This is a genomic window from Paenibacillus sp. FSL M7-0896, from assembly GCF_037975415.1.
GTDB classification, from domain to species: domain Bacteria; phylum Bacillota; class Bacilli; order Paenibacillales; family Paenibacillaceae; genus Paenibacillus_AQ; species Paenibacillus_AQ silagei.
The window spans coordinates 6,685,367-6,698,259 of record NZ_CP150250.1; the positions used below are offsets into that span (position 1 = coordinate 6,685,367).

Annotated in this window: 10 protein-coding genes; all 10 read right to left on the reverse strand. The window is 54.4% G+C overall.

The genetic code is table 11. The features are described from left to right. Positions 1-37 precede the first annotated feature (37 nt). On the reverse strand, positions 38-1,273 hold the full coding sequence (locus tag MKY12_RS28950) for an argininosuccinate synthase (protein ID WP_209868392.1): 1,236 nt from the start codon (positions 1,271-1,273) through the stop codon (positions 38-40). Between the two features lie 673 nt (positions 1,274-1,946). Continuing rightward, a complete protein-coding gene (gene argF, locus MKY12_RS28955; protein ID WP_339311848.1) occupies positions 1,947-2,915 on the reverse strand; it encodes an ornithine carbamoyltransferase in 969 nt (322 codons plus the stop codon). Further along, the gene (locus MKY12_RS28960) at positions 2,915-4,198 is read right to left on the reverse strand and encodes an aspartate aminotransferase family protein (protein ID WP_339251786.1); all 1,284 of its coding nucleotides are present in this window, start codon (positions 4,196-4,198) and stop codon (positions 2,915-2,917) included. The genes argF and MKY12_RS28960 overlap by 1 nt, the downstream gene beginning before the upstream one ends. 69 nt (positions 4,199-4,267) lie before the next feature. Next, positions 4,268-5,095, reverse strand: coding sequence for an acetylglutamate kinase (gene argB / locus MKY12_RS28965; protein ID WP_339251788.1), 828 nt, complete (start codon positions 5,093-5,095; stop codon positions 4,268-4,270). A 71-nt stretch (positions 5,096-5,166) separates the two neighbouring features. Continuing rightward, positions 5,167-6,399, reverse strand: a complete 1,233-nt coding sequence (gene argJ, locus MKY12_RS28970) for a bifunctional ornithine acetyltransferase/N-acetylglutamate synthase (RefSeq protein ID WP_339251790.1) — start codon at positions 6,397-6,399, stop codon at positions 5,167-5,169. 22 nt (positions 6,400-6,421) lie between these two features. Then, on the reverse strand, positions 6,422-7,471 hold the full coding sequence (gene argC, locus MKY12_RS28975; RefSeq protein ID WP_339257643.1) for an N-acetyl-gamma-glutamyl-phosphate reductase: 1,050 nt from the start codon (positions 7,469-7,471) through the stop codon (positions 6,422-6,424). Between the two features lie 202 nt (positions 7,472-7,673). After that, complete coding sequence (locus MKY12_RS28980; protein ID WP_339251791.1) at positions 7,674-8,558, reverse strand: YitT family protein; 885 nt, start codon at positions 8,556-8,558, stop codon at positions 7,674-7,676. 72 nt (positions 8,559-8,630) lie between these two features. Next, positions 8,631-9,765 (reverse strand): peptide chain release factor 2 gene (gene prfB / locus MKY12_RS28985; RefSeq protein WP_155991162.1). Its coding sequence is split into 2 segments (ribosomal slippage): positions 8,631-9,671 and positions 9,673-9,765, totalling 1,134 coding nucleotides; the frame shifts between segments, so codons are not numbered across the junction. After that, a complete protein-coding gene (locus MKY12_RS28990; protein WP_339311849.1) occupies positions 9,762-9,917 on the reverse strand; it encodes a hypothetical protein in 156 nt (51 codons plus the stop codon). Before MKY12_RS28990 ends, prfB begins: the two co-directional genes overlap by 4 nt. Before the next feature lie 391 nt (positions 9,918-10,308). Continuing rightward, positions 10,309-12,813 carry a preprotein translocase subunit SecA gene (secA, locus tag MKY12_RS28995; protein ID WP_036721232.1) on the reverse strand — a complete coding sequence of 835 codons (2,505 nt, stop codon included), beginning with the start codon at positions 12,811-12,813 and terminating at the stop codon, positions 10,309-10,311. Positions 12,814-12,893: the final 80 nt, after the last annotated feature.

Here is a 12,893-nt window from a genome sequence, read left to right on the forward strand (position 1 = left end):
GAACGGCCTTCTTGTGTCCGCTTTTATATGCTGCTACTTATTTATTGGATTCTGCTACGCCTGCCGATACCTTCAGACGCAAGGCATTCAGACGGATGAAGCCGGTCGCATCGCCCTGGTCGTAGGCCTGGGTAGGATCTGCCTCCATAGTGGCGATATCCGGGTTGTACAGGCTGACCGGACTCTTCACTCCGGCGCCGATGATGTTGCCCTTGTAGAGCTTCACACGTACCGTACCGGTCACATTCTTCTGGCTCTCCTTCACCAGGGCCTGCATCGCAATCCGCTCCGGTGCGAACCAAAAGCCGTTATACACAAGCGTGCTGTAACGGGTGATCAGGCTGTCACGCAGGTTCATCACTTCACGGTCCATGGTGATCGATTCCATTTTGCGGTGAGCGGTGAACAGAATCGTTCCGCCCGGAGTCTCATACACGCCGCGGCTCTTCATGCCGACAAAACGGTTCTCGACCATATCCACGCGTCCAATCCCATGCTTGCCGCCCAGCTCATTCAGCTTCTCCATGACTTGCAGCGGGGACAACGCCTCACCGTTCAGCGCTACGCAGTCGCCCTTGAGGAAGTCCAGTTCCAGGTACTCGGCTTCGTCCGGCGCATCCTCCGGCGCATTCGAGAGCAGGAACATTTCCTTGTTCTCCGGTGCGCTTGGATCGAACCAAGGATCTTCCAGCACGCCGCTCTCATAGCTGATATGCAGCAGATTGCGGTCCATCGAGTACGGCTTAGCCGCTGAGGCTTGTACCGGAATACCGTTGGCTTCGGCGTAAGCGATCATCTCCGCACGGCCCGGGAACTGGTTGCGGAACTCTTCCAGACGCCAAGGCGCAATTACCTTAATGCTCGGTGACAATGCAGCAGCGTTCAACTCGAAGCGAACCTGGTCATTCCCTTTACCTGTAGCTCCATGGGCAATGGCTGTAGCGCCTTCGGCGATAGCGATATCCACCATACGCTTGGCGATCAGCGGACGGGCAATGCTGGTGCCCAGCAGATATTGTCCCTCATAGAGTGCGCCCGCCTGGAACATCGGGTAGATGAAGTCATTCGCGAATTCGTCGCGCAGATCATCGATGTAGACTTTGGACGCGCCGGTGGCGAGTGCTTTTTCCTCCAGACCGTCCAGTTCTTCTTTTTGACCGATATCGGCTGTAAAAGCAATAATCTCCGCATCATACGTTTCTTTCAGCCATTTCAGAATGACCGAGGTATCCAGCCCGCCGGAATAGGCGAGTACAATTTTTTCTTTTGGCATGGGGGTTTAGCTTCCTTTCGGTGTGGAGGGTGATTATAAGATCAACTTCAAGCTTTGCGTATAGACATCCGGTGCTTGGACGCAGCTGCATGAAATGTTTGGACTTCCGGCCGCTGTTGTCTACAGATTTCTTGATTTATACCGCTGTACGCGGTTGAAATCCGTAGACTGCTGATGCTTCCGAAGCGAGCTTTCCTGCGGAAAGCTTTCAGGCGGACGCTGACGCTCCTACAGTTCCAAACTTTCACTTCGCTGCTATGCACCGGAAATCCAACGCTCCGTACCTAAGTTTATCTTATATATGTGTTGTGTATATATAATTAAATTACTTCAACCCAACTCTTGCTGAGGGTTGGCTGTGCCCGATTAAGGTGCCCTGGGTGGACTTAATTGCAATCTGTACAACTAAATTGGCTGATATAACACCGAATGTGCGTTTAGATGTAGTTCGTGCAATTAAAATGCCTCTATACCTGAATTCTCGCCCATTCGGGCAGATTTTGTTGTACAGACTACAGTTAGAAGAGAAAACTCTTACTTTTCACTGTTTTTAATTGCACATAATACACTTATCTCTGAAAGTCCGCTTCGAACGTCAACTTCATACATTAGCGCATTTGTGGAATGAACTCATATCTGGCCTCCTGATGGCTCTGCTAGGCTACATCTGCATCTAGCCCATCAAAGCCGCCATAAGCGCCTTCTGCGCATGCAGGCGGTTCTCCGCCTGATCGAAGATCACGGAGTTCGGGCCGTCGATGACGCGGGTGCTTACCTCTTCCTCACGGTGGGCGGGCAGGCAGTGCAGGAACAGATAATCGCTCTTCGCGCCTTTCACCAGCTCCTCGTTGACCTGATAGTCCTTGAACGCCGCTTCACGCGCCAGCTGCTCGGCCTCGAAGCCCATGCTTGCCCAGACATCCGTATAGATCACGTCCGCGTCCTGTACCGCCTCCTGCGGGCTGCGGGTCACAGTGATGACCGAGCCTGTCTCCTTGGCGATCTCACGCGCCTCGGCCACGACAGCCTCATCCGGCTCGTAGCCTTCCGGTCCGGCAACCGCGACATGCACACCCAGCTTCGCGCCGCCGATCAGCAGTGAATGAGCCATATTATTGCCGTCGCCGATATACGCCAGCTTCAGTCCCTTCAGCTTGCCCTTGTGCTCGTATACAGTCTGGTAGTCTGCCAGCACCTGGCAGGGATGCGCAAGATCGCTGAGGCCGTTGATTACAGGCACTGAGGCATACCGCGCCAAATCTTCCACTTTATCATGGCCGAACGTACGGATCATGATACCGTCCAGATAACGCGACATGACCTGGGCGGTATCACCAACCGTCTCGCCGCGGCCCAGCTGAATATCATTTTTGCTTAGGAACAGTGCATGTCCGCCCAGCTGATACATCCCCACTTCGAACGACACCCGTGTGCGGGTAGAGGATTTCTCGAATATAAGGCCGATCGTCTTCCCCAGCAACGGCTGGTAGACCTCACCGTTCTTCTGCTTGCGCTTCAGCTCAATCGCGAGGTCAATCAAATACGTGATTTCCTCCGGGCTGTAATCATTCAGCTCCAGCAAATCACGGCCTTTGAGCTGTGCGGCAATCGTCTCTGTTACGCCTGGTGTACCGTGACTCATCAATTTGCCTCCCCGTTTACTTTGTTAGCATAAGTATGAATTAGTTCCGATAGGATGTCCACCGCCCGATCAATTTCATCGGTGCTGACATACAGATTAGGCAGCAGCCGGATCACATCCGGACCAGCCTGAACGAACAGCAGTCCGCGCTTCTGTCCGGCGAGAACGATCTCGGCTACCGGCTCCTGGCACTCGATGCCGATCAGCAGGCCTTTGCCGCGAATCTCCTTCACAAAAGAAGTGTCCGCCAGCTTCGCTCTAAGCTGTCCGCTTAAGTATTCGCCCATCTCCGCCGCCCGCTCGGGCAGCTTATCTTCGAGCATGGTCTCAATGGTTGCTTCCATCACCGCTGCCGCCAGCGGGGTGCCGCCGAAGGTACTGGCGTGGCTGCCCGGGCTGAAGGCCTCGCGCAGATAGCCTTTACCGAGCATCACACCGGCCGGGAAGCCGCTCGCCACACCTTTGGCCAAGGTGAAGATGTCCGGCTCAATGCCGTAATGCTGATGAGCGAACAACTTGCCTGTACGGCCCATGCCGGTCTGCACTTCATCCACAATCAGCAGTAATCCGTGCTCCTTGCACAGTGCTACAACAGCATCCAAGAACTCCTGCTGTACCTCAAGCACACCGCCCTCGGCAAGCACCATCTCCAGCATAATCGCTGCCGTATGCTCCGTAATGGCGGCTTTCAGCGCCTCCAGATCGTGCAGTGGCACTGTCTTGAAGCCCGCCGGAAGCGGCAGGAAGCCTTCCTTGACCTTTGCCTGCCCAGTGGCTGTCAGAGTAGCCAGTGTACGGCCATGGAACGATTGCTCGAAGGTAATCACTTCATAGCGGTCCGTCCCCTTCACTTTCTGGTGATACCGGCGCGCCAGCTTGATGGCCGCTTCATTCGCTTCCGCTCCGCTGTTGCAGAAGAAAACCTGATCCGCACAGCTATTCTCTGTCAGCAGCGCAGCTACCCGGTCCTGGCCTGGAATGTGGAACAGGTTCGAGACATGCCACAGCGTATCAATCTGCTCCTTGAGCTTCGCACCGACCTTCTCCGGCGCATGGCCCAGACTCGTTACCGCAAGTCCGCACATGAAGTCCAGATACTTGTTACCCTGCTCATCCCATACCCAGCTGCCCTTGCCTTTGACCAGACTGAGGTCATATCTGGCGTAAGACGGGAATACCGCACTCAGCTTGGCAGGAGCGGCCCCCTGCCCGTCCGTTCCCGCTGAACGTTCCTGCAGCGCCCCTGTCAAAGAATTCTTGTCCGTTTGCGTAAGCTCACTCATTCTTAGTCACTCTCCCACCATGCTGCTGCCGGCTCCCCGTCAGCGCGTCTTATTATTCTTCCAGCCTATCTATGCTCTTACAATCCGCGTGCCCAGCGCTTCGCCCTTCAGCACCCGGCTGAGTACACGCGGCTCTTTGCCGTCTACAATAATAACCTCGGACACCTGGCCCTGGATGCAGTCCATCGCGGCACACACCTTGGGAATCATTCCGCCGTAGATTTCGCCGTTCTCAATCAGTGCTTCGATCTGTGCCACCGTTACGGACGGAAGCACCACCTTCTCCCCGTCCACCGTCCGCATAATGCCCGGCACATCCGTAACCACGATCATACTCGGTGACCCTATATAAGAAGCCACCGCTCCGGCAGCGGTATCCGCATTGATGTTATACCGCTGTCCTTCGCCGTCTACACCGACAGGTGCGATCACCGGAATATAGCCCATCGCGAGGATACCCGTCACAATCTCCGCTCGAACACCGGTCACTTCACCCACCAGACCCACTTCATCGTGATTGGCCACCGGGTGCGCCATGATCAGGTTGCCGTCAACGCCCGACAACCCGAGTGCCTGCCCCCCGCTGGCCTGAATTCGGCGGACAATCGCCTTGTTGATGCTGCCGGCCAGGGTCATCTCAACCACATCCAGCACCTCTTCTGTCGTTACCCGCAGGCCGTTCACGAAGCGGCTCTCAATACCGAGCTTCTCCAGATTGCCGGAGATCGCCGGGCCGCCGCCATGCACGATTACAGGCTGAATCCCGCTGACCTGAAGCTCCCGCAGATCCTCGAAGAATGAATCCGGCAGCGCCGCCAGCGTACTCCCTCCGCATTTCATTACGAACAGCCCGGCGGCCCCCGCCTGCGCCTGAGGCTCTATCGGTTCTATTGTCATCTCCTTGCCCCCTGTACGTAAAAGCTTAGTCGGCTTTCGGCCGCTGTTGTAATCCGGTGAAACTATCTGCACTACGTACGGTAGGCCGCGTTAATCCGCACATAGTCATAAGTCAGGTCACAGCCCCAGGCTGTAGCCTGACCGCTGCCGTCCGACAAGGTTACCGTGATCAGCACGGTATCGCTTTTTTGCAGATAATGCAGTGCCTGCTCCTCATCAAAAGCCACCGGACGTGATCCGCGCAGCACCTCGATCTCACCCAGCTTAATATCTACCCGCTCCGGCGATACCGGAACGCCCGCGCGCCCTACAGCCGCGATAATCCGCCCCCAGTTGGCATCCGCGCCGAAGATCGCCGACTTCACCAGGCTTGAGCCGACCACGGTCTTGGCAATTGCCGCCGCAGCCTCATCATGCACCGCCCCGTTCACCTGCACCTCAATCAGCTTCGTGGCCCCTTCGCCGTCACGGGCAATCGCCATGGCCAGACTCTGGCACACATGGGTGAACGCCGCTGCAAAAGCCTCCCAGTCCGCATGCAGACGCGTCAGCTTCTCATTACCGGCAAGACCGCTGGCCATAGTGACCAGCATATCGTTCGTACTGGTGTCACCATCAACGGTAATCATATTAAAAGTAGTGTTCGTCGCGCTTCGCAGCAGACTAAGCAGATCCTCGCCGTCAATGAGCACATCGGTGGTCATGAAGCCCAGCATCGTCGCCATATTCGGGTGAATCATCCCGGAACCCTTCGCCGCTCCGGCAATCGTAACCTCAGTACCGCCTACCGTTACTTTTACGCAGCTTTCTTTTTTGACCAGATCGGTGGTCAGAATCGCCTGGCTGAATTCCTCCGCACCGGCAGCGCCCGCGTCCAGCTTCTCCGGCAGTCCGGCAATCCCGCTGCGCACACAGTCCATCTTCAGCAGTTCCCCGATTACTCCCGTGGAAGCGACAGCAACATCCAGCTCATTCACGCCCAAATAACGGGCAGCAGCCGCACGCATCTCATATGCATCCGCCTCGCCCTGGTCCCCTGTACAGGCATTGGCATTGCCGCTGTTCACGATCACCGCCTGCAGCGTTCCGTCCGCCAGACTCTCCCGCGTAACCTTCAGCGGAGCCGCCTGAAACACATTGGTCGTATACACCGCAGCCGCCGTAGCAGGCACCTCACAGAGAATTACGCCGAGGTCATTACGCTCAGTTTTTTTGAGACCGCAGTGCAGGCCACCGGAGGTGAAGCCCTTAGGTGCAGTAATACTTCCGCCTTCTACGACGGTATATAGTGGTTGCTCACTCATGATATTGTTTGACCGCTTGCGCTTATGGATACACTGGTGTGTAACCAAGCCCGCGGGTTTCCTCCCATCCCATCATCAAATTGAGGTTCTGAATCGCTTGCCCTGCGGCGCCCTTAACGATATTGTCGATGACCGACACAATGGTAACCCGTCCGGTACGCGCATCTGTGGCGAAGCCGATATCGCAGTAATTCGATCCGCTGACTTCCTTCGTCGCCGGAACCACGCCGGGCTCACGCACCCGCACATACGGTCTGCCTGCATAATATTTACGATATAAATCTACGAGTTCCTGTTCACTATGTTCACCATTCAGTCCGGCATACATCGTAGTCATAATCCCCCGGGTCATCGGCACCAGATGGGTAGTGAAGGTTACTGTAACTTTCTCCCCGGCAATATCGGTAAGCACCTGTTCAATTTCCGGGATATGCTGATGTTTGTTGATTTTGTAAGCTTTGAAGTTCTCATTCATCTCGGCAAAATGCACCATCAGGCTAGTTCCCCGCCCTGCCCCGGACACCCCGGATTTCGCATCAATAATGATGCTGTCCGGCTTGATCCAGCCTGCCTCCAGCGCCGGAATCAGCCCCAGCAGCGTAGCTGTCGGGTAACATCCCGGATTCGAGATGAAATCCACTCCAGCCGCACGTTCGCCGTACACCTCGCATAACCCGTATACCGCCTGCTCCAGATACGCTGCCGGAGGAGCCGGATGCTTATACCACTGCTCATACTCCGCGCCATCCTTCAACCGGAAGTCCCCCGACAGATCGACAACCTTGAGTCCTGCTTCAAGCAGCCCGGGCACCAGCTTCGCACTCACTCCGGAAGGGGTAGCAGTGAATACAACATCCGCTCTGCTTGCAATCTCTGCTGCATCTACACCATCCAGCTTACGCTGCACCACTCCCGTGAGATGCGGAAAACCCTCCTCAATCGGCGCACCCGCACTCGAAGAGGAAATCACTGAAGTAATCTCTATATCAGGGTGTCCCTGCAGCAGCCTGATCAGCTCCACGCCCCCATAACCCGTTGATCCGACAATCGCCGCTCTCAGCTTGTCTGTCACTGTCATCCCCGCTTCCCGTTTCTCATTTCTATCATTATCGCTCATGCATAACCGTCCTGCAAATATGTATTATTATACGACCGAATTAATATAAATACAACACGTTGCGTTAACTTTATTCAGCTGGCGCACAAGAAGAAACGCAGGGTTATCCTATTCGCTACAGTATATCAAAAGAAGCGCAGAGCCCCCTTAAGGGAGTCTACGCTTCTCTTTTGAACCCTTCGCCCAGCACCTCATGAGCCTCGGTAATAATCACAAATGCAGCCGGGTCCACCGAGCGGACGATCGCCTTGAGCCTGGTAATTTCATTCTGGCCTACCACGACCATCAGCACCGTACGATTGTCACCGGTATAGCCGCCTTGCGCATTCAGCTTGGTAAGCCCGCGGTCCAGATCATTCAGAATCGCCTGCGAGATGTCCTCTGTGTGATCCGAGATGATATACGCCACCTTCGTGGTGCTGAAGCCCACCTCCAGCGCGTTGATCACCCGGCCGGTGACGAACAGCCCGATCAGTGCATACATCGCCTGCTCCATTCCCAGCACAAAAGCCGCCAAGGTAATCACCGTACCATCCAGCAGCACGACAGACAGCGAGAAGCTGAAGCCGGTTAGCTTTTGAATAATCTGTGCCGCAATGGTCAGTCCGCCCGTAGAGCCGCGCCCCCGGAAGACGAGGCCCAGACCGAGACCCACACCAATTCCTCCATAGATAGAGGCCAGGAGCGGATTCGTGGTCGGCACAGGCCCGTCCTTCGTCAGGAAGATAAACAGCGGCAGCACAAAGCTGCCCAGCAGAGAGCGGATGCCATACTGTTTGCCGAGAAAGATCACGCCGAGAATGAAGAGCGGAATATTAAGCGCCCACTGGGTAAAAGCAGGCTCTGCCCCAAACCAGGCCTCAGCCAGCACCGACAGCCCCGACACCCCGCCGGATGCAATCCGGTTCGGGAGGAAGAACAGGTTGAACGCCAGCCCGGTGATCAGCGAGCCGATCAGAATAAGCGCAATGTCCACCGTATGACGCAGCGGTCCGTTCAAGGGAATGAGCGGAGGTTTGTTGCGTGAATTGATTTTTTGCATGGTTGGCCGGACTCCTTTATGTTCAGACAAAAATTCCTACACCTCCGAAGACGCGTAGGAATTTGATTACTTTTATTCAGCTTCCGTCTTGATCTGGCTCCGCAGATACCCGTCAATGAACCCGTCCAGATCGCCGTCCATTACCGCTCCAACATTGCCTGTCTCTACAGAGGTGCGGTGATCCTTCACCATGCTGTAAGGATGGAATACGTAGGAACGAATCTGGCTGCCCCAGGCAATCTCGGATTGTTCCCCGCGGATCTCGTCCAGATGTGCCTGCTGCTCCTGAATTTTGCGCTCATAGAGCTTGGAACGCAGCATCTTCATTGCCTGCTCCCGGTTCTTGATCTGTGAACGCTCATTCTGACAGGTGACCACCACGCCGGTTGGCATATGCGTAATCCGCACCGCTGAGTCGGTAGTATTGATGTGCTGACCGCCCGCTCCGCTGGCCCGGTACGTATCAATCTTCAGGTCTTCCGTACGGATATCCACCTCGACGTCGTCAGCAATCTCCGGTACCACATCGCAGGATACGAAGGAGGTATGCCGTCTGCCTGAGGAGTCAAAAGGCGAAATGCGCACCAGCCGGTGAACGCCCTTCTCTGCCTTAAGGTACCCATATACATTGTGGCCCTTAATTAACAAAGTTACACTCTTGATTCCCGCTTCATCGCCCGGAAGATAATCCAGCACATCTACCTTGAAGCCCCGCTTCTCCGCCCAGCGTGTGTACATGCGCAGCAGCATTTGGCCCCAGTCCTGAGACTCGGTACCGCCTGCCCCCGGATGGAGCTCCAGAATGGCATTCAGCTTATCGTAAGGCTGATTGAGCAGCAGCTGCAGCTCGAACTCATCCACTCGGGCACTTATACTGCGGATCGTTCCAGCTATCTCTTCAGCCAGTGCGTCGTCGCCTTCGTCATCGGCCAGCTCCGCCATCATGGCAGCATCGTCATAATCCTGCTGGAGCTTCTCAAATTGATCAACCACCGACTTCACGGCATTCATCTCGCCAATCACGCTCTGTGCCTGATCGGGATCATCCCAGAACCCGGGAGCCGCCATCTTCTCTTCGAAGTTCGCTATCATCTCCAGCTTCAGGTCTAAGTCAAAGTGACCCCCTAAGGTTGGTTAATTTCTTGCCCATTTCACGCAGGTCCTGCTTCACATTAGGATCGATCAATTGGATCACATCACCTTTCATAATTGAATATTGCGCCGGGCTGCCGGTTTGGGCTTGCCGGTATGGACGACATATTTGCTGCTGATGCTTCGCTTCATCCGCCCCATGGCCCGGTGTACGCCGTAACTGCGGGGAATATTTGGACTTTCGGCCGCTGTTGTGCCCAGATTCATTGATTATACCGCATAGCGGATAAAATCCGGGCACAAAGGCGGACGCTAACGCTCCTACAGTTCCAAACTTCCCCTCCGTTACTTCCACCTCAGCCATAAAACATCTGAACGCTTCCGTCTGCCGCACAGCTGTGCGTCCCAAACCACTCCAAGCCCAAAAAAGCAGCCGGGCCGCAAACGGGGAGTCCCCCGGGCCCAGCCGCTTTTTATTGTCATTATAACCTAAGTGCAAGTGCACAAAACAGGAAGTGCGTTATGGTGAAAGGTATTCGCAGCTTCATGCCTGCTCATTATTTCACCGTGCACTACCAGAACCGGCCTTGACTCCTGGATTACGCCGTTCCAGTGAGAGTGAATTGACCTCTCAGATTCGGCCGTAATTCTGTTTATCTTACGCCTGACCGTGGCAGTTCTTATACTTCTTGCCGCTGCCGCATGGGCATGGATCGTTACGGCCAACTGTAGATTCCACATGCACCGGACGCTTCTCAGCAGGCTCTGCGTTGGTGGAGATCTTGTCTTCCTCCACTACCGATTGGCGCTCCTGATTCGTCTCGATGTGCGCCTTCATAATGTAGGTCGCCACTTCCTCCTGAATGTTCGCTGTCATGGCGTTGAACATCTCGAATCCCTCGAATTGGTATTCGCGCAGCGGATCGGTACCGCCGTAAGCACGGAGGTGAATCCCCTGACGAAGCTGATCCATGGCGTCGATATGATCCATCCATTTGCTGTCTACGGAGCGAAGCACAATAACCTTCTCAAATTCACGTACCAGCTCAGAGCCAAGACGCTCTTCACGTGCAGAATACTTCTCAAGTACACGGGCGAAGATGAATTCGATCATTTCATCTACTTCTTTGCCCCACAGATCATCACGGGTCAGCTCATTTTCTTCCAAAAGCTTGCTGTTCACATAATCCGCAACCTCTTGCAGCTCCCAGTTCTCCGGGATATCGTCACTGCAGTGGGCATTTACAATACGGTCGATAACCGGCTTGATCATTTCCACTACGATGTCTTTGATATTGTCCGACTCCAGAATTTCGCGGCGCTGCTTGTAGATAATCTCACGCTGCTGGTTCATGACGTCATCGTATTGCAATACGACTTTGCGGATGTCGAAGTTATTGCCTTCTACCCGCTTCTGGGCAGATTCAACAGCCTTGGTAATCATACGGCTCTCAATCGGCTGATCTTCCTCGAATCCAAGACGGTCCATCATGTTCAGCACATTGTCCGCACCGAAGCGCTTCATCAGCTCATCACCTAGGGACAGATAGAACTGTGTCGAACCCGGGTCGCCCTGGCGTCCGGCACGGCCGCGAAGCTGGTTATCAATCCGGCGTGATTCATGGCGTTCTGTACCAATAATATGCAGGCCGCCAACATCGGTTACCCCTTCGCCCAGTACGATATCCGTACCGCGTCCAGCCATGTTCGTGGCAATCGTTACGGTTCCCGGCTGACCGGCATAAGAGATAATTTCGGCTTCAGCAGCATGATGCTTCGCATTCAGCACCTGGTGTCTTACACCCTTACGCTTCAGCATTTCAGATACGCGTTCAGAGTTCTCAATCGATACCGTACCTACCAGCACCGGCTGATTCTTCTTGTGGCGTTCCACAATTTCAGCGACAACAGCGTTGAACTTGCCGTTTTCACTTTTGTAGACCACATCCGGCATATCAATACGCTGATTGGGCTTATTCGTAGGAACCTGAAGAACCTCAAGACCATAGATCTTCTTGAATTCCTCTTCTTCCGTCTTCGCAGTACCCGTCATGCCGCCTAGCTTGCGGTACATCCGGAAGTAGTTCTGGAAGGTGATGGTAGCCAGCGTCATACTCTCATTCTGGACTTCAATCTCTTCCTTCGCTTCAATCGCCTGGTGCAGCCCGTCGCTGTAACGGCGTCCCTGCATCAGACGGCCGGTGAACTCATCGACGATCATAACCTCGTCTTCATTCACCACATAATCGACATCCCGGCGCATAATAGCGTTCGCCTTCAAGGCCTGTACAATATGATGGTTCAAGGTAACATGGCTATGGTCATACAGATTCTCTATCCCAAAAGCACGCTCAGCCGTAGCCACGCCCTTCTCAGTGAGCGCTACAGACTTCACCTTGATATCCACGGTGTAATCCTCTTCGGCAGTGAGCTTCTTCACGAAACGGTCTGCTGCATAATACAGCTCCGTCGATTTCTCAGCCTGGCCAGAGATGATCAGAGGGGTCCGCGCTTCATCAATAAGGATGGAATCGACTTCGTCAATAATACAGAAGTAGAGCGGGCGCTGTACCATCTGTTCCTTATAGAGCACCATGTTGTCGCGCAGATAGTCGAACCCGAATTCATTATTCGTGCCGTACGTAATATCGCAGGCATATGCCGCTTGCTTATCATTATGGTCCATGCCGTTCAGGTTCACCCCAACGCTCATGCCCAGAAAGTTATAGATTTGTCCCATTTGCGCACTGTCGCGCTGAGCCAGATAATCATTTACGGTGACGACATGCACGCCTTTACCCAGCAGCGCATTCAAATACACCGGCAGCGTTCCAACCAGTGTCTTGCCTTCCCCGGTCTTCATCTCGGAGATCCGGCCTTCATGCAGCGCCATACCCCCAACCAGCTGAACGTCAAAATGCCGCATGCCCAGCGTCCGTTTGGAAGCTTCGCGTACGGTAGCAAAGGCCTCAGGAAGAATCTCTTCCAGGGTCTCACCTTTCTCAATACGGGCGCGGAATTCCGCTGTCTTCGCCTGCAGCTCTTCATCCGTAAGCGATACGAAATCCGGCTCCAGCCCATTAATTACTTCGACCGTCTTCATGAGACGTTTGACATCCCGTTCATTAGTGTCGCCAAATATTTTCTTAACAAGTCCTAGCATGGTTAACCCCTTTCATGCAACACAGATGGTGGAACCGAGCCCATCCTCATAGATTGAAAGGGCCATATATGATTTCGATT